Annotated in this window: 18 protein-coding genes and 1 riboswitch; of the genes, 10 read left to right on the top strand and 8 right to left on the bottom strand. The window is 34.1% G+C overall.

Features of this window, described 5'->3' with window-relative positions; genetic code table 11:
• Positions 1–335: 335 nt before the first annotated feature.
• On the bottom strand, positions 336–1,073 hold the full coding sequence (locus tag JJQ60_RS04715; RefSeq protein WP_201917128.1) for a LytR/AlgR family response regulator transcription factor: 738 nt from the start codon (positions 1,071–1,073) through the stop codon (positions 336–338).
• 568 nt (positions 1,074–1,641) lie between these two features.
• Between JJQ60_RS04715 and JJQ60_RS04710 the strand changes: the two genes are divergently transcribed.
• Positions 1,642–2,322, top strand: a complete 681-nt coding sequence (locus tag JJQ60_RS04710; protein ID WP_201917126.1) for an SIR2 family NAD-dependent protein deacylase — start codon at positions 1,642–1,644, stop codon at positions 2,320–2,322.
• A 194-nt stretch (positions 2,323–2,516) separates the two neighbouring features.
• On the opposite strand, the gene JJQ60_RS04705 is transcribed toward JJQ60_RS04710, so the two are convergent.
• The gene (locus tag JJQ60_RS04705) at positions 2,517–3,047 is read right to left on the bottom strand and encodes a heme-binding domain-containing protein (protein WP_201917124.1); all 531 of its coding nucleotides are present in this window, start codon (positions 3,045–3,047) and stop codon (positions 2,517–2,519) included.
• A 122-nt stretch (positions 3,048–3,169) separates the two neighbouring features.
• On the opposite strand from JJQ60_RS04705, the gene JJQ60_RS04700 reads away from it, so the two are divergent.
• Both JJQ60_RS04700 and purB read left to right on the top strand, forming a co-directional pair.
• Entirely contained in the window at positions 3,170–3,724 is a 555-nt protein-coding gene (locus JJQ60_RS04700) for an adenylosuccinate lyase (RefSeq protein WP_201917122.1), read from the top strand.
• Positions 3,725–3,938: 214 nt separating this feature from the next.
• Positions 3,939–5,282, top strand: a complete 1,344-nt coding sequence (gene purB / locus JJQ60_RS04695; RefSeq protein ID WP_201917120.1) for an adenylosuccinate lyase — start codon at positions 3,939–3,941, stop codon at positions 5,280–5,282.
• Positions 5,283–5,368: 86 nt separating this feature from the next.
• Here the strand turns inward: purB and JJQ60_RS04690 are convergent, their stop codons facing one another.
• From JJQ60_RS04690 to JJQ60_RS04675, 4 genes are all read right to left on the bottom strand, one after another.
• A complete protein-coding gene (locus JJQ60_RS04690; protein ID WP_201917118.1) occupies positions 5,369–5,920 on the bottom strand; it encodes a DUF4252 domain-containing protein in 552 nt (183 codons plus the stop codon).
• 89 nt (positions 5,921–6,009) lie between these two features.
• Positions 6,010–6,546 carry a DUF4252 domain-containing protein gene (locus JJQ60_RS04685; RefSeq protein WP_201917116.1) on the bottom strand — a complete coding sequence of 179 codons (537 nt, stop codon included), beginning with the start codon at positions 6,544–6,546 and terminating at the stop codon, positions 6,010–6,012.
• Between the two features lie 45 nt (positions 6,547–6,591).
• Complete coding sequence (locus JJQ60_RS04680; protein ID WP_201917114.1) at positions 6,592–7,023, bottom strand: hypothetical protein; 432 nt, start codon at positions 7,021–7,023, stop codon at positions 6,592–6,594.
• Positions 7,010–7,519, bottom strand: coding sequence for an RNA polymerase sigma factor (locus JJQ60_RS04675; protein ID WP_201917112.1), 510 nt, complete (start codon positions 7,517–7,519; stop codon positions 7,010–7,012). Before JJQ60_RS04675 ends, JJQ60_RS04680 begins: the two co-directional genes overlap by 14 nt.
• A gap of 131 nt (positions 7,520–7,650) precedes the next feature.
• Here JJQ60_RS04675 and JJQ60_RS04670 point away from each other — a divergent pair, with 131 nt between their 5' ends.
• A complete protein-coding gene (locus JJQ60_RS04670; protein ID WP_201917110.1) occupies positions 7,651–9,093 on the top strand; it encodes a S41 family peptidase in 1,443 nt (480 codons plus the stop codon).
• Between the two features lie 75 nt (positions 9,094–9,168).
• Here the strand turns inward: JJQ60_RS04670 and JJQ60_RS04665 are convergent, their stop codons facing one another.
• Positions 9,169–11,094: a TonB-dependent receptor plug domain-containing protein gene (locus JJQ60_RS04665; RefSeq protein ID WP_201917108.1), complete on the bottom strand. Its 1,926-nt coding sequence runs from the start codon at positions 11,092–11,094 to the stop codon at positions 9,169–9,171.
• A 79-nt stretch (positions 11,095–11,173) separates the two neighbouring features.
• Positions 11,174–11,482, bottom strand: a riboswitch (cobalamin riboswitch).
• An 83-nt stretch (positions 11,483–11,565) separates the two neighbouring features.
• On the opposite strand from JJQ60_RS04665, the gene JJQ60_RS04660 reads away from it, so the two are divergent.
• Genes JJQ60_RS04660 through cobC form a run of 5 tightly spaced genes read left to right on the top strand, consistent with a single transcriptional unit; the run spans position 11,566 to position 14,753 of the window.
• Positions 11,566–12,078 carry a bifunctional adenosylcobinamide kinase/adenosylcobinamide-phosphate guanylyltransferase gene (locus JJQ60_RS04660; protein WP_201917106.1) on the top strand — a complete coding sequence of 171 codons (513 nt, stop codon included), beginning with the start codon at positions 11,566–11,568 and terminating at the stop codon, positions 12,076–12,078.
• Positions 12,079–12,092: 14 nt separating this feature from the next.
• A complete protein-coding gene (cobT, locus tag JJQ60_RS04655; protein ID WP_201917105.1) occupies positions 12,093–13,127 on the top strand; it encodes a nicotinate-nucleotide--dimethylbenzimidazole phosphoribosyltransferase in 1,035 nt (344 codons plus the stop codon).
• 29 nt (positions 13,128–13,156) lie between these two features.
• Positions 13,157–13,492 carry a hypothetical protein gene (locus tag JJQ60_RS04650; RefSeq protein ID WP_201917103.1) on the top strand — a complete coding sequence of 112 codons (336 nt, stop codon included), beginning with the start codon at positions 13,157–13,159 and terminating at the stop codon, positions 13,490–13,492.
• Positions 13,489–14,253: an adenosylcobinamide-GDP ribazoletransferase gene (locus JJQ60_RS04645; protein ID WP_201917101.1), complete on the top strand. Its 765-nt coding sequence runs from the start codon at positions 13,489–13,491 to the stop codon at positions 14,251–14,253. The genes JJQ60_RS04650 and JJQ60_RS04645 overlap by 4 nt, the downstream gene beginning before the upstream one ends.
• The gene (gene cobC, locus JJQ60_RS04640) at positions 14,235–14,753 is read left to right on the top strand and encodes an alpha-ribazole phosphatase (RefSeq protein ID WP_201917099.1); all 519 of its coding nucleotides are present in this window, start codon (positions 14,235–14,237) and stop codon (positions 14,751–14,753) included. Before JJQ60_RS04645 ends, cobC begins: the two co-directional genes overlap by 19 nt.
• A 1-nt stretch (position 14,754) precedes the next feature.
• On the opposite strand, the gene JJQ60_RS04635 is transcribed toward cobC, so the two are convergent.
• The gene (locus tag JJQ60_RS04635) at positions 14,755–15,432 is read right to left on the bottom strand and encodes a Dph6-related ATP pyrophosphatase (protein ID WP_236669032.1); all 678 of its coding nucleotides are present in this window, start codon (positions 15,430–15,432) and stop codon (positions 14,755–14,757) included.
• 125 nt (positions 15,433–15,557) lie between these two features.
• Here JJQ60_RS04635 and JJQ60_RS04630 point away from each other — a divergent pair, with 125 nt between their 5' ends.
• A complete protein-coding gene (locus JJQ60_RS04630) occupies positions 15,558–16,697 on the top strand; it encodes an ABC transporter substrate-binding protein (RefSeq protein WP_201917097.1) in 1,140 nt (379 codons plus the stop codon).

Raw genomic sequence — 16,697 nt, 5'->3', positions numbered from 1 at the left:
AATTTTTTTAAATTTTACTTTGGGGTTTTTCGCTGCGCAAGGCGATATTTTTATAAAAATACAAGTCCTTTTTTTTGATTTGTATCTCTAATTGTACACTACAAATGTATGTTAAAACCTCGCGCGCGCCCAACATATTAAGGTCTGTTTAGTACTTTGACCCCAAATAGAGGTAAATGCACCTAGTATACGGGTGATTGTATCGATTTTAAACGTGCAAAAAATAAGAAAGAAAAAACCTACAAATATTTATGTGGGAAATAACGCAAGTGATAATAAAAAAACCGACAAATTGGGTTAGTTATCGGTTAATATTTAGATAAAATTTTGTTAAATCAAATGTTAATCAAACTTTTCTTAGATAAGTTATCTTTAATCTCCTCGACATTAGTTTTATACGATTTAGAAAATGGAATCATATCATTCGTATTTTTTATAGCACATTTTGCTTTACCAAAATGTATTCTGGACACATAATGTGTATTGATAATATAACTGTTATGAATGCGTACAAAATGATCGGGTAATAAATTTTGGAAATGTTTTAATGTCTTAAACGCTTCCACTTTATTACCATTACTCATAATAAAATCTGTGGTATTATTATCGGCTTTTAGATACAGTACTTCGTCAACATCAACAAAGCGATAATCTCCATATGATTTAAAGCATAATGTAGTATCTTCAACCAGATCAAAGTCTTTCTCAAATCTCATTAACGTCCTGGTTATCTGACTCTTATTAAAAGGCTTTAGGATATAATCCATAACGCGATTGCGTATCCCTTCGATAGCATAATCCGACGTTTTTGTTACCACAATAAACTCTGGTAATTGCGACATATACTTGTTTAGTTCTGTCATTAAAGAATACTGAGTCTTATCACAGTGCATACCAGGAACCTCTGGTTCTAAAAATACTAATCGGGGCTTTCTCTCTAAAATTAAATCCAATGCGTCTTGCTCGTCTTTTGCAATTCCTGTACAGATATAGTCGGTTTGTTCTTCTAAAGCAATTTGTATAGAATCTGCAATCTTCTGATCATTATCGATTATTACATAGGGATATTTCATAGGGTTGGCAATTAAAAAATTAGTGCTGGTTAGTAAATGTTGTATTATTCTACTTACAAGATAGGTTATTTATCATTTTTTTAGATACGGTAAAACCGTAAAATTGATACGGAAATGACTCTAGATCAAGATGTTGTGTGAGATTCATTTGTCTAGTATTTTTACTTTTCGTCGATAAAAAACCAGAGAGACTAGAACGCGCAAAATTAAGTATCAGTATGTGATTTCATAAAAAAACTTCATTTTTAAGAAAAAATCGTGTAAAATCGTTGAGTAACTCGCAAAAATGACTGTTATTACTCAACAATTTTGAATAGATTTACTTCTAAATACGTAATACCATCTGTGGTGTATTTTGGGAGTTTTAAGTAAACCACTTAAGGGTAAACCCATTGAGCATTCGATGGAAAGATGATTTAGATTTCGAAGCAAGCCTTGGAGCATTCAAATCTCGATTATCGAATAAAATTCTATTCTCGATACACTTCTTCCTTTGGCCGAAGCACTCGAATTGACGAATTTTAACCTCAAAATTTAAAAAGTATCACAGGTATAATATTTAAAATTTATGAAAAATATTGTTGTACTCACCGGAGCAGGAATTAGTGCAGAGAGCGGAATAAATACCTTTAGAGATGCCAATGGCTTATGGGAAGGTCATGATATTATGGAAGTAGCCTCCCCTATCGGTTGGGAAAATAATCCAGAACTGGTTCTCGATTTTTATAATAAAAGACGTAGCCAATTACATACCGTTCACCCAAATAATGGGCACCTTTCTTTGGTAACCCTAGAAGAGAAACACAACGTAACTATCATAACGCAAAATGTGGATGATTTGCACGAAAGAGCAGGTAGTACTTCTATTATACATTTGCATGGAGAGCTTTTAAAAGTAAGAAGCCAGTTTGATCATGATTTGATCCTGGATTGGAAACAAGACTTGCATCTTGGTGATTTTTGCGAACACAATTCTCAATTACGCCCACATATCGTATGGTTTGGTGAAGAGGTACCCATGATGGATAGCGCCATTGCCATTACCGAAAAAGCCGATGTTTTACTTATTATCGGTACATCAATGCAGGTATACCCTGCTGCAGGACTGCTTCAATATGCCCCGCACCAAACTCCGGTATACTTTATCGATCCAAATCCGGCAATTTCGCCTCAAGAGAACCTTACTATCGTTGCAGAAAAAGCAACTACAGGAGTTCCTAAGGTAGTAGATGTCTTGATGAGTTTATAAGCTTAGTATATACAGAATACTTAACAGGACTTTCATAAATAGATTTTTACCTCTAAAAAGCTATTCTTGATACAATTTTTCTTTGTTTCACTATAGAAAATTACTTGAATTAACGCTTTTTTGAGGTGTTACTCGGCAAGTACACTATAAGTAATAACAACGGGTTTCAGCCGGCGCAAGGATTAACAAGTGATCTATTTAATACTATCTACCTTTACACTATCCACGACAATGGTATCAGACTCTGCTTTAGGCAATGAATCTAAGGGTTTTTCTTTGATTTTTATTCTGGTTTCCTTAGCCCATTTGATTAATTTCTCTCTATCCTGGCTTGACAGTTCTCCATTAATCCAGGTATATGGTTTTAGCGGCATTTTCATCATCCTTATCTCTTCTATGAACTCTTCTAGTTTATGATCTTTTTCTTCAATGGTATACGATTCCCATTCAGATATATTAAAGTGTTCTTTTCCTTCTTCGATATGATAGGCCATCCAATGAGAAACAGGACTAACTTCCATATGCAACGGATATCGTGTACTATTGGTATGACAATCATAACAGTTGTTTTCTAAGATAGTTTTTACGTCTGAAGAAACTAATGTAGCCTCTTCAAAAGCTGTAATACTATCATAGCTTGCCTCATTTTTTTCTGGTCGTAAGAATTGTGAAATCACTAGAACAAGCAATAACACAATAAAAAAGTTTTTAATTTTAGTAAGCATTGTGTGGTTGATTTTGTATGACAACAACCATCTCTGGTAATTATCTGTTACAGAACAGATAACGATCTAAAGCCTTAATTATTATTATTGCTATTTTTGAAACTGCAACACTTTAAGGTCGTATGATTATATTAGAAGAGGTATTAAATACAGTAAATCACTCTCGTGAAAAACGAAATTATTTTGCGAATCTGGTCCTGGATAATCCAGAATTGCTTCCTGATTTGCTTAAAATCTGTGGCAAAATTGATGATGAAATTTCTTGCCGGGCTTCATGGGGTCTTGAATTTTTATGCAAAAATAACTTAGAAGCTATTTTACCGTATCTGGATGATCTTACTGTTTTGGCTCCAAAAGTATATCAACACCCGGCAGTACGACCCATCGCAAAAATATTCGAATACTTAATTGTAGCCTATTATCAAAAAAAGTCTTTGGCAGTAAGACAGTCTTTATCCAAAATACATCGACAAAAAATCACCGAAACCTGTTTTGATTGGTTAATTACCGATCAGAAAGTGGCTCCAAAAGCTTATTCAATGACTTCGTTATATTTATTGGGCACCGAATTTGATTGGATACACCCAGAACTCAAAATCACGCTTGAAAACAATTATAACTCCGGAAGTGCTGCCTATAAAGCCAGATCTAGAATGATATTAAAAAAGCTTTTATAGGTTTCGGGTATCGGTTATCAGTATTTTTTTGGGTTTGTGTATTGAAATTTGACTCCATGTTTCTTATTCTAAGTTTTTGGGATTTGGTTTTAGCTTTTTTGAGTTTTGGATTTTGAATACTGGATTTAAGTTTTGGGTTTAAAAAATCCTTACTCGTACTTCGTAATTCGTAATTAATTGAATTATCTTTGCAGCTTTTAAAAAACACAACATTATGTCCATATTTCCTTTGCAAGCCATCTCTCCTATAGATGGTCGTTATGCATCAAAAACTCAAGCTCTTAGTGCTTTTTTTAGCGAAGAAGCCTTGATCAAGTATCGTGTACTGGTAGAAATTGAATATTTTATTGCGCTATGCGAATTGCCTTTACCACAATTACAAAAAGTTGACACTTCTTTATTTCCAAAACTTAGAGAGATTTATACTAGTTTTTCTAGTGATGATGCTATGGCCATTAAGAATATAGAAAAGGTGACCAATCACGATGTTAAGGCTGTAGAATATTTTATTAAAGAAAAATTTGATCAATTAGGGTTACAGAAGTACAAAGAGTTTATTCATTTTGGATTAACTTCTCAGGACATAAACAATACAGCAATACCATTAAGTATTAAAGAAGCTATTGGTGATGTGTATATCCCTGCATACTTAGAATTAAAAGATAAACTAAAATCTTTGGTTAGTGAGTGGTCTGCAATACCGATGTTGGCACGAACCCACGGACAACCTGCCTCTCCTACCCGATTAGGTAAAGAAATCCAGGTATATGTTACCCGTTTAGAAGCACAATTTGATTTATTAAATGATATCCCAAGTGCCGCAAAATTTGGAGGAGCAACAGGAAACTATAACGCACATAAAGTTGCATATCCAGATATTGACTGGAAAGCATTTGGAACCAACTTTGTTCAAGGAAAACTGGGATTACATCATTCTTTCCCTACTACGCAAATAGAGCATTATGATCATATGGCGGCTTTGTTTGATGGGCTAAAACGAATCAATACCATACTATTAGATCTTGATCGAGATATATGGACCTATGTATCGATGGATTATTTTAAACAAAAAATTAAGAAGGGCGAAGTAGGATCTTCTGCAATGCCTCATAAAGTTAATCCTATAGATTTTGAAAATAGTGAAGGTAATTTAGGAATAGCAAATGCCTTATTTGAGCATCTTTCGGCAAAATTACCGGTGAGTCGTTTACAACGAGACCTAACAGATAGTACAGTACTTAGAAATGTTGGTGTTCCTTTCGGGCATACATTGATAGCTTTCCAGGCCACACTTAAAGGGTTAAATAAACTCTTATTGAATGAAGAAAAGTTTGCTAGCGATTTAGAAAATAACTGGGCTGTTGTTGCTGAAGCCATTCAAACAATTCTTAGAAGAGAAGGATATCCTAATCCTTATGAAGCTTTAAAAGGTTTAACCCGAACAAACGAAACTATAAATCAAGGATCTATTGCTAGTTTTATAGAAACCTTGGACGTATCTGATGCTATAAAATCTGAATTAAAACAAATTACACCTTCTAATTATACCGGGATTTAAGATATATTAGTGTGCACTTTGTTGTCAATATAAAAAAGCCCTGATGTAAGATACATCAGGGCTTTTTCATTAACTTATATTGTTTGTTAATCGCCTATATGTACGTCTATAGTTTCTCCTATTTTCTTAAAAGCCTCGAGATCTATTTTACCACGCTCTACAGATTTCATAAGTTTTGCCATTTTTTCAGGTCTCATATTATCTCCTAACACACGTACTAATGCCAATCCTTTTTTCTGATCTGTAGCGAACACAATAACCTCATCGATATCATCGTCATCGCCCTGATATTTTAGTACGGCTTTGGTACCGTTGGTACCAAACCGCATTAATGTTTCGTATTTGTCTGAGTTAAGAATCTTAGCTATGGCTGCACTTTCTTCATTAAATTTAGTCTCGGTATCACTATTTAGAGGTAAGGCTAAAAAGTTAACTTTCTTTATACTCTCTAATGCCTCTAATTCTTCTTCATCAAGATTAATACTTTCTTTATCTAAAAGACTAGAAGGTACATCTACAGCAATAAAATCATTATCTTCCTGATGGTCGACAAAATACCGTTGCAACGAAGCATTATCATTACAACTCGCCAATAGCAACACACCTATTAGACTTAACGTTTTAAATACATTTTTCATTTTTTGATTGTTTTTGATTGATACTTATTAAATCAGGCTTCTTAAGAAGTATAGATTCTAAGAAGCCTGATCATAAAAAGGGAATACTTTTAGTTTCCTTTTTTTACATTTTTCAACTCTTTCCCTCCAGGAATATTAAGATCGTTTGCTAATTTAGATACTTGCTTAAGGTCTATATTACCTGTGATCGTTAATATTACCGTTTCCGGACCATCTTTTTCATCATTCCCTTCCAGATACATGAACAATTCTCTTACATGATCTTCATCATTACCTGGCTTAATATAGAATTTAATATTCTCGCCATCATCACTTTTGATTCGCATTAATTCATCTAAAGAAGAACTTTTAAGATAACTACTTACATCACCTCGCATTTTATTACTTACTTCTTTATTTTCGGTTACAAATACTTTTATGTTGTTAATATTCTCTACCAAATTAAGATATTGCTGTGTTTCTTCGTCCTGGCTTTCCAGATCTATTTTGCTTAAAAGCTTAAACATTTTACTAGTCATTACCATAGAGGTAACATCTTTCATATTCTCATATTTATCAAAATAGCTTTGTGCATTTGATACGTATGGCAAAACAGCTAATATTAAAACAATTACTACTTTTTTCATGATTAAATAATTTTAAAGTCACGCTTTTTCAGCGCTAATCAATTTTTATTTTATAAACTTATTTTTAGTGTTTTCAAATTCTTTCAGGTACACTAGTTCCTGCTTACCCTCATTCATATATTGAGAAACCATATTGAGGATTTTTTTGGTTTCCTGTAATGCTATTTCCGGATCCTCAAAAGTATCAACAGACTTAGATGGTGCAGTTCTTGTTAAAAAGATACCCGCGATCAACGCTACTGATGCCGCAACACCAATCCAAGCATATGTAAACTTTCTACTGGTGTTTAATTTTAGATCCTTTGTAGCCTTTATGGTACTCTCTTCAGAAAAATACTGAAACAAATCTTTGTATCTCTCCAGATGCGACGGCACAGTTTCTCTGGTAAAATAAACCTTTAATTCTTTTTCTTCAGAAATGGTCGTTTCGCCTTCAAAATACTTTTCAAGTAATTTTTCTATGTTAGACAATTCCATAATTATGTTTTTTTAATAATTCTTCTCTAATTTTTTTTCTTCCTCTTGATAATGCTACTCTAACTGCTGTTTCGTTAATTTTTAACATCTCGGCAATCTCTGCATTATCATATTGCTCTATATCCCTTAACTGGATAATCATACGCTGTTGTTCTGGTAGATCGTTCAATATTTTACCTACCCAGTCCAGGCTATCCTTGGCTTCAACCTGTCTTTGTAACGAAGGGCGTTCATCTTTATAATTACTATGAACGATTTTAAGATTAGCTGTTTCTTTAGCTTTTAATTTATCAAAACAGTAATTCTTTGTCATTGTCATTGCAAAAGCTTCCACATTTTTATACCCTGCCATTTTGCCTTTGTTTTTCCATAACTTGAGCAGCACTTCTTGCGTCGCGTCTTCTGCCTCCTCATTACTCACTAATAAACGTTTGGCTAATCTAAAAAGTTTATCCTTGAATCCATTAGTAAGCGTTATAAATGCTCTTTCTTTCATTTTTTGATTGGTTGATGATAAAGCTTTGTCAGCTTTATATAAGGGAGACGACTATATATGTAATTTGTTACAATCTTTTTTAAAATTATAATAAATAGTTACATTTAACACCTATTACAAAAAAAGAAACTATGAAATACTTGAAGCATTTTATGCTATTGCTTCTATTGGGAAATTTACTCACTGGATGTTTTGATGATAATGATGATGTAATACAGCCTTCTGGTACGACCGAAATTAATGATTTCATTTACAGGGGCATGAGAACATGGTATTTATACAAAAGTGATGTTGCCGATCTTCAGGATAATAGATTTTCTTCAGATCAACAATATACAGAGTATTTAAGAGGATTTTCTTCTCCTGAAGCTATTTTTGAGTCTTTAAAGTCAACTATTGATGAGTTTAGTTTTTTAGTAAGTGATTTTGTAACATTAGAGCAATCTTTTGATGGTATCTCAAGAAATAATGGTATGGAGTTTGGACTAGTACGCTATCCAGACGACCCAAACAACGTTTTTGGATTTGTACGATATATACTTCCTGGTACAGATGCAGAAGCCAAAGGAGTTAAAAGAGGTGATATTTTTAATACTATTGATGGCACTCAGATTACCGCTGACAACTTTAGACAACTTATAGCTCCCGATAGCTATACCATTGGACTGGCCAATATCAATGGCAATACAATCACTTCTACAGGCGAGTCTATTTCGCTTACCAAAGTTCAATACACAGAAAATCCGGTTTTTATCAATAAAACTATTGATGTAGGTGGTAACCCTGTTGGGTATTTAATGTATAATGCCTTTACATTAGATTTTGACGAGCAATTAAATGCCGCTTTTGCAAAACTTAAATCTGATAATGTTACAGATTTAATTTTAGATCTAAGATATAACGGAGGAGGTGCTGTAGAAACTGCTATTGATCTATCAAGTATGATTACTGGTCAGTTTAATGAGAAATTATTTACTACAGAAGAATGGAATGATGAGTTTCAACAAAATTTTCAAGAAAATGACCCTGGTAGATTGATTAATAATTTTGACAATCAAATTAGCACTGGAGCGGCAATTAATAGTTTAAATTTATCCAAACTATATGTATTAACTACCCGAAGTTCTGCTTCTGCAAGTGAACTAATCATTAATGGTCTTGATCCTTATATCAATGTAATACAGGTTGGTGATACCACAAGAGGTAAGTTTCAGGCCTCTATTACGATATATGATTCTGATAATTTTCGTAGACAAGGTGCCAATACAGGTCATACATATGCTATGCAACCTCTTGTTCTTAAATCTATAAATTCTGTTGGGTTTACTGACTACTTTGATGGTTTTGCTCCAGAAATAGCCTTAGAAGAAGATTTTTCTAACCTTGGTGTCTTAGGAGATACTAATGAGCCTTTACTTAAAGCAGCCATAGATGACATCTTAGGGGTTAGCAGTAGACAAAAGAGCAGCACACATCATTTTGAAGAAGTAGGAAATAGTAACATGCAAGATGCAGGCTATGAAAGTATGTATCATCAAAATGATGTTCTTAAATTATACGAGTCAAATTTTTAATAAATATTTCGACATTATAAAAAACCTCCTAAACAAAATGTTTAGGAGGTTTTTACATTTATGTCTTGTTTTGGTTTAGAAATCTAAGCTAAATCCAATTCTGGCGTTTCTTCCTCTGGTACTAAATCCAAAAATCTCTTGATAATCTTCATTAGTGATATTGTTCATTGCAGCATACACATTAAAATTTTTCATTAATTTATGGCTAATGTAAAAATCTAAAACTCCAAATTCATCTAAGGTTACCGGTGTAGCAGTAGCAAAATCTGTATCTGCCCTTTCGGTGTTATATTGATAACTTAATGAAGTAAATGTTTTTTCTCCCAGTTGATACCCTACAGTAGCATTAATCATATGCTCTGGAATTCGAACATTATCATCCAATTTATCAATATTGGTATACGTATAATTTGTTTTTACTGATAACTTGTCTTCCAACATAGTAGCAGCTAATTCTACCTCAATCCCATCTACTTCAATTTCATCTGCAGAATTCAAATTTACAAATGTATTAGGGTCAAATGCGATGAAGTTTTCGATATTACGATTAAAATAAACTACACTTACGATCGCCTTTTTCTCATGAGATAATTCTACCCCACCTTCTATAGTAGTACTCTCTTCTGGTTCCAAGTCTGGATTTCCAGACAAGAAAGCAGTATCGAACAATTGAAATAAAGAGGGTGTTATGTATGCTGTACTATATGATGCTAATCCTTTGATATAATTATCCCCAAATTTGTATGTGTATGATGGGTTTATATTATACACCATTTGATTTCCATAAACACTATGAATATTTAACCTAGCACCAGCGTTAACATTAAGACCAAATTCTGAAGCATACACTACATTTACATAAGGATCAATAATATCAAAAGTTGCTAGTTCATTATCAATTGTTTCTTCTAAATCTGTATTTCCAAAAGGAACACTCAATAAACTAAAATCGCTGTATGATCCATTTGCCCCTATTACAGTATAAAACATATCGTTAAACGTGTATTTATTGTAGGCATCAAAAGTAAATACATCACTTTCATACTTCGATGGAAAACTTGACTGTGTTAGATCTCTTTCTAAAGAAGCATAACTATTTGTAAATGTAAAACTCCCATTTGGGTATTTTACTTCCCAAAAAGACCCTACTCTCAATTGTTTACTATCAAATTGATTATCGCCATCGATCCCTGCAGCAGTATCGAAATCATTTTTATATTGATCTAAATTTCCAAAAAAGTGAAATTTAAAGTTGTTATCCCATTTATATCCAAGTTTTGCATATACATTAAATTTCGAAAACGCATCGCCTTCAGCTCCCACAGCCTCTGCAGCAGATAAACCATTACTAAACTGATTTCCGATACTTCCAAAATAACTTACCTTTCCTAAGGTACCATTAACAGATGCCAGATTTACAAACTCATTAATGTCATAATCCTGATCTTCCTGAGATTGATTAGTTCCTATACTAGATTGAAAAGTAGCTGAAATCGGTTTTTTACTTTCTGATTTGGTTGTAATGTTAATTACAGCAGCTGCAGCTCCTGATCCATATAACGTACTAGAAGCTCCTTTAAGAATTTCGATTTCTTTGATTTGATTAACCGATAACAATCGTAAGTCAAAATCTCCTGCAGAAGTTGAAGGGTCACTAACCGTTACTCCGTCTACTCTAATAACTACCTGACGGTTTCGACCACCTCTAATATACACCCCTAAGTTTTGTCCTGGTGCACTATTACTTCCATTAATAAATACCCCTGCAGTTCTAGTTAAAACAGTTGCTACTGATAGCCCCTGGCTTCTTTCTAACTCTTCGGCAGTTATTTTAGTAATCACTTTACCACTTTGCTCACGTTTCAAATTAAATTTAGAATCCGAAATAACAACTTCTTCTAATTCGTTCACGTTCTCATCTACTTGAGTTTCTTCTTGTCCAAATACTAAAGAAGATCCCAGCATTAAAAATGCTGCCCCAAAAAACATTTTTTTGTTCATTATTTTACTTACTTAATTTTACAATTACCGGAAAAAAGTATGTAGTTTACCCATACCCAAACCTTTATCCCGAAAGTTTGATATTAATCGAATTAAGGCAGGTCTCCTGGCTTGCGTCTTGTTGTTTACCTTCCCACCTATTCAGGCAGTGGTTTTATAAGAAGTAACAACGAGCACCTACTTTGTACTGATATTTTTAAACATCAGTGTCTGTCGGCATAGCTTACAGTTGCGGGAACAGCTCAGGAATTATGATTTACGACTTTAGATTTACGATTTATAAAAATCGTAAATTGCACTTTTTCCATCGTACTTCGTTTCACCTGATTCCCTTTTAATTTTCAACACCATAGAATAGTGTATCAAAACCAAAATTCTGCGCGAATGTATTATATTTTGATGAATTCGAAGTAATATTCACAAATAAATAATGTATTCGATTAACTTTGTTTCTCTAAAAACCGAATTTTAATGTTGTATTACATAACGGGAGGTGAGCGATCAGGAAAAAGCAGTTATGCTCAAAATCTTGCCTTGCAACTTTCTAACACTCCTTATTACCTTGCTACTTCGAGGATTTGGGACGATAATCATCGCAAACGCATTGATAGACATATTGCAGATCGGGATCAACGATGGACTTCTATCGAAGAAGAAAAACAACTCGCTAAGGTAATTCAGGATAAAAGCGTAGTTGTAATTGATTGTGTTACTTTATGGCTTACCAATTTTTTTGTTGATACTAAAAACGATATTGAGTTATCACTATCACAGGCCAAAAACGAATTTGATAAGCTTTTAGAAAAAGATGCTACCATAATCATTATTTCAAATGAAATTGGTATGGGAGTACATGCTGCAACTGAAATAGGTAGAAAATTTACAGAGCTGCAAGGATGGATGAATCAACATATAGCCAAGCATGCCGATAAAGCCATTCTAATGGTCTCTGGGATACCTGTCGAAATCAAAAACGCTAAATAAATCACACAACATGTATGGATTTTCATATTAAAAAGATTTCAAATCTCACCCTAGAGAAAACAATTCAAGAGAAAATAGATAATAAAACAAAACCGATTGGTGCTCTTGGTATGTTAGAAAAAGTTGCATTGCAAATAGGAATGATTCAAAATACAGATCTTCCTAAACTTACCAAACCCACAATTCTTGTTTTTGCAGGAGATCACGGCATCGCAAAAAAAGGAGAAGTTAACCCCTATCCCCAAGAAGTTACAGCACAAATGGTATATAACTTCTTAAATGGCGGAGCAGCAATTAATGTATTATGCAAACAAAATAACATTGATCTTAAGATTGTAGACGCCGGTGTAAATCATGATTTTGGGAGTATCACTGGCCTAATCGATGCAAAAATTGACTTTGGCACCCAAAATTATCAACACCAATCAGCCATGAGTCCAAAACAATGTAATGCAGCCATCAAGAAAGGGGCAGATATCGTTACTGAAACGTATAATGACGGTAGTAATATTATAGGTTTTGGTGAAATGGGAATAGGCAATACCTCTTCTGCATCACTATTGATGTCATTTTATACAAAAACTCCCATTGCTGAATGTGTTGGCTCTGGTACGGGGCTTCATGGCGAAGCTATTAAAGTAAAACAAAAAGTCCTTACTGAAGTCTATAATACATACACTCCTTCAACCCATATGGATATGTTAATGTACTATGGTGGTTTTGAAATTGTAATGATGGTTGGAGCTATATTAAGGGCGGCAGAATTAAAAATGACTATTATTATCGATGGTTTTATAGTTACCTCTGCATTATTAGCCGCTAATGCCATGCATCCCGAAGTTCTCGACTACTGTATATTTGCACATACATCAGGAGAGCAAGGGCATCAAAAAATGCTAGATTTTCTAAAAAAAGAACCTCTTGTTAATTTAGGTATGCGCTTGGGAGAAGGCACCGGAACAGCAGTAGCATATCCCATTATAGTGTCTTCAATTAATTTTTTAAACCAGATGGCTAGTTTTGAGAGTGCTGGAGTATCTAGCAATTAGAAAGTTGTAATAATTAAATTATAGATAAAATGAAAAAAGGAATCCTATCTATTGTTATTGCTTTTATCGGAATTTTTATGGTATACCTAAAAAATCGAAATGAGTTAATCGCATTAACACATCAAGAAGATGTAACCAAAGAGGATATAGTATCTTGGTCTGAAACATATTTTATTGAGACGATCTATAACATCTATACAATAGGCGCTATTATTCTGGCACTTTTAGCCTTACTACTAGGGGTTATTTCTGTGATGCAAAAACACAAAATTGGAATCATTGGAATCACAATATCGATCAGTGCAATTGTTTTATCCTTTATTCCTCTTTGGAAATACTATGTTGATACATTTTTACTTCAATGAAAAAAGAAATACATATCTTCTTCACGGCATTAATGTTTTTTACTCGTATCCCTTGTCCTAAATGGGTAAATCACAACCCCCAATACCTGCGATTAAGCTCAAAATATTTCCCACTAGTTGGAAGTATAGTAGGTGGTATTGGGGCTTTAGTATTTTATGGTGCTTCCTTTATTTTCTCGGTAGAAATTTCAATACTACTTTCAATGCTAGCAACCATATACACTACGGGGGCTTTTCATGAAGATGGGTTTGCAGATGTATGTGATGGGTTTGGCGGAGGTTGGACTAAGAGTAAAATTCTTTTAATCATGAAAGACTCTCGCTTAGGAACTTATGGCACCACCGGGTTACTTCTAATTTTATCTATAAAATTTGCGGCATTACGAGAAACTGAAATGCATTATATCCCTCTGGTTTTAATTTCTGGACATAGTCTAAGTCGGTTTATTGCTACCACTTTGATTTTTACACATCCTTATGTTCGGGATACAGACGATAGTAAGGTCAAACCGGCTGCAAAAAGTATGAGCATAAATATGATAATAACAAGTGGTATTTTTGGTATTGCGCCTTTGTTTTTTTTCAAGAACCCATGGGTATTTTTTGTTATTGTACCTATGTATATCTCAAAAATGTTTCTTGCAGCAAAATTTAAAAAATGGATTGGTGGTCAGACTGGTGACTGTGCCGGTGCTGTTCAGCAACTTAGCGAAGTCGTATTTTATCTTACCTTTATATCCTTATGGAAATTTATCTGGTAAGACATACAACTCCCAATATCGAAAAAGGCATTTGCTACGGGCAAAGTGATCTGGGGATAACTGACTCTTTTCCTTCAGAAGTGAAAAAAATTCATGAGCAGATTCCGGTAGAACTTATTTCTAGAGTATATAGTAGCCCGTTACAGCGTTGTAAACTCTTAGCCAAAACGTTCAAAAAAGAAATAATTTATGACGATCGTCTTAAAGAACTCAATTTTGGAGATTGGGAATTAAAGCCTTGGGATACTATTCACAGCAAAGAGTTGGATCCCTGGATGAATGATTTTGTCAATATTCAGGTTCCTAACGGAGAGTCCTACGTAATGCTTCAACAACGAATATTGGACTTCTACAATACTTTAGACCATATCCGCGAAGAGAAAATTGTAATTGTTACTCATGCCGGCCCGATTAGAGCATTACTTTCCAATATTAGACACCTGCACCTTAAAGATTCGTTTACCATTCAGGTTGCTTATGGTGAGGTGATCTCTATATAACCTAAAGCAATTCTAATCTAGCAAAATTATAGTTCGAAGATTCTTCTTTATCTGTTATTGTCACTTTTACCCTTTTCTTAAAAAGAGGTGCGTTAGTCACCAGTGTATGATACTCTCCATTTTCTCCACAGGCATCCACCCCTAAAGCTTCTAAATCCTTAATCAATGTTTTATCTACCGTTCGGCCTAAAAAATCGGGTCCCAAAGTGTGATTGCAAGAAACTATAATGGCTTCGATTCCATACGTTATCATATCGAGCACTAATTTCTTTCTTGGCTGTTGCCATATTGGTAAAACTGCGTTCAGATTTGCAGCATTAGAAACTTTCTCTTCCCAAGCTCTATGAGATTCTATATCTATATCTCCAAATACAGAAGCCTTAAGACTATAGCGTTGTGTTAACGCAATAAGATTTTCAATATATAAACGTTCATAATCGCTCCAGGTGCTTTCAAAAAAATGAATGGGTAATTCAAGTGCTTTCGCTTGCGCCTGTAATATTTCTTTGGGTATACCATGTGATCGGGAACGATCTCCATATTCGTTCAATACATTAAGCAGGACAACAGGTTTTAACCCTTGTGCTGCTGCCATATGTAATGCATAACAACTATCTTTCCCTCCACTCCAGGAGCATAAAAACGGTACATTATTCATTTGATCAGGTGCTATAATCATTATAATTATTGCTTTTTTACAATTTCTGAATCACAAATTAACGTCAAATTTTATCGGGATTCCCAAAAAAATATCTAAGTTTAATCACGAATCAATACAATGCAATTTTCACAAAACGATAGTACATGCGTAACATCTTTATCATCATATCTTTATTTCTAGTTAGCGGTTCTTGCAAAAAAAAGGCCAATACTACCGATCAGCTTACTGTTATGTATCTGGCACCTCAAAGTATTGAATATGCCAAAGGATTTACCATACAAAATCATGGCACCTATAAAGAAATCAAAGTCACCACTCCGTGGCCCGATGCAAAATATGAACTCACCTACATTTTACACCCTAAAGGAACTGAAAGACCTTTTGACTCCAACAGTGCCGTCTTTGTAGAAGTACCTGTTGAGAGGGTTGTTGTAACTTCGACTACCGATGTGCCTATGCTTGAGTATTTAAACCTCGAACAAAAACTAGTAGGGTTTCCGCACACAGATTATATTTCTTCAGAAAAAACAAGAGCATTAGTTGATAATGGTTCTATCCAAGAACTAGGCAAAGAGTATAATCTAAATACTGAAGTTGTATTAGAGCTTTCCCCTGAACTTATTATTGGTTTTTCAGCCTCAGGAGATACCAAGGCCTATGATCTCATTCAAAAAACAGGCATTCCGGTGGTAATGAATGGCTCTTGGATGGAAGAACATCCAATTGGTAGAGCAGAATGGATAAAGTTTGTAGCTGCATTTTTTGGAAAAGAAACTATTGCCGAAGATGTTTTTCAGAATATCAAAAAAGAGTATAATAAGGCTTCAACATTAGCTAAAAACACAACAAACTCTCCTACGGTGATGTCTGGTAATATGTTTAAAGATGTATGGCATGTACCAGGAGGAAATAGTTTTATTGCTCGATTTCTAAAAGATGCCAATACTACGTATTTATGGGCCGACATCCCAAAAACCGGAAGCCAAGCCTTAAGTTTTGAAAGTGTACTTGAAAAAGCGCAAAAAGCAGAACTATGGATTGGATCCGGAAATTCTAAATCTCTATCCGAACTTAGAGAAACAAATCATAAGTATGAGGCATTTGATGCATTTAAAAATAAAACCGTATATTCTTCAACATTAAAAATGGGTCCAAAAGGAGGATTGATTTATTATGAGTTAGGTCCAATGCGACCTGATCTTATTCTTAAAGACATTATCCACATTGCGCATCCAGAAGTATTAGTTGATTACGAACCTTATTTTTTCGAAAAACTTAAGTAA

The organism is Aquimarina mytili, assembly GCF_016735115.1.
Classification (GTDB): Bacteria; Bacteroidota; Bacteroidia; order Flavobacteriales; family Flavobacteriaceae; genus Aquimarina; species Aquimarina mytili.
Note: the sequence above shows the minus strand (reverse complement) of the source record. Positions and strands in the feature narration are given on the sequence as shown.

Excerpts from the sequence above, each read along its gene's own strand:
- JJQ60_RS04645 (WP_201917101.1), top strand. The coding sequence starts at position 13,489 with ATGAAAAAAGAAATACATATCTTCTTCACGGCATTAATGTTTTTTACT.
- purB (WP_201917120.1), top strand. The coding sequence starts at position 3,939 with ATGTCCATATTTCCTTTGCAAGCCATCTCTCCTATAGATGGTCGTTAT.
- JJQ60_RS04660 (WP_201917106.1), top strand. The coding sequence starts at position 11,566 with ATGTTGTATTACATAACGGGAGGTGAGCGATCAGGAAAAAGCAGTTAT.
- JJQ60_RS04680 (WP_201917114.1), bottom strand. The coding sequence starts at position 7,023 with ATGGAATTGTCTAACATAGAAAAATTACTTGAAAAGTATTTTGAAGGC.
- JJQ60_RS04705 (WP_201917124.1), bottom strand. The coding sequence starts at position 3,047 with ATGCTTACTAAAATTAAAAACTTTTTTATTGTGTTATTGCTTGTTCTA.
- JJQ60_RS04630 (WP_201917097.1), top strand. The coding sequence starts at position 15,558 with ATGCGTAACATCTTTATCATCATATCTTTATTTCTAGTTAGCGGTTCT.
- cobC (WP_201917099.1), top strand. The coding sequence starts at position 14,235 with ATGGAAATTTATCTGGTAAGACATACAACTCCCAATATCGAAAAAGGC.
- JJQ60_RS04635 (WP_236669032.1), bottom strand. The coding sequence starts at position 15,432 with ATGATTATAGCACCTGATCAAATGAATAATGTACCGTTTTTATGCTCC.
- JJQ60_RS04665 (WP_201917108.1), bottom strand. The coding sequence starts at position 11,094 with ATGAACAAAAAAATGTTTTTTGGGGCAGCATTTTTAATGCTGGGATCT.
- JJQ60_RS04670 (WP_201917110.1), top strand. The coding sequence starts at position 7,651 with ATGAAATACTTGAAGCATTTTATGCTATTGCTTCTATTGGGAAATTTA.
- JJQ60_RS04690 (WP_201917118.1), bottom strand. The coding sequence starts at position 5,920 with ATGAAAAATGTATTTAAAACGTTAAGTCTAATAGGTGTGTTGCTATTG.
- JJQ60_RS04710 (WP_201917126.1), top strand. The coding sequence starts at position 1,642 with ATGAAAAATATTGTTGTACTCACCGGAGCAGGAATTAGTGCAGAGAGC.
- cobT (WP_201917105.1), top strand. The coding sequence starts at position 12,093 with ATGGATTTTCATATTAAAAAGATTTCAAATCTCACCCTAGAGAAAACA.
- JJQ60_RS04715 (WP_201917128.1), bottom strand. The coding sequence starts at position 1,073 with ATGAAATATCCCTATGTAATAATCGATAATGATCAGAAGATTGCAGAT.
- JJQ60_RS04700 (WP_201917122.1), top strand. The coding sequence starts at position 3,170 with ATGATTATATTAGAAGAGGTATTAAATACAGTAAATCACTCTCGTGAA.
- JJQ60_RS04685 (WP_201917116.1), bottom strand. The coding sequence starts at position 6,546 with ATGAAAAAAGTAGTAATTGTTTTAATATTAGCTGTTTTGCCATACGTA.
- JJQ60_RS04675 (WP_201917112.1), bottom strand. The coding sequence starts at position 7,519 with ATGAAAGAAAGAGCATTTATAACGCTTACTAATGGATTCAAGGATAAA.
- JJQ60_RS04650 (WP_201917103.1), top strand. The coding sequence starts at position 13,157 with ATGAAAAAAGGAATCCTATCTATTGTTATTGCTTTTATCGGAATTTTT.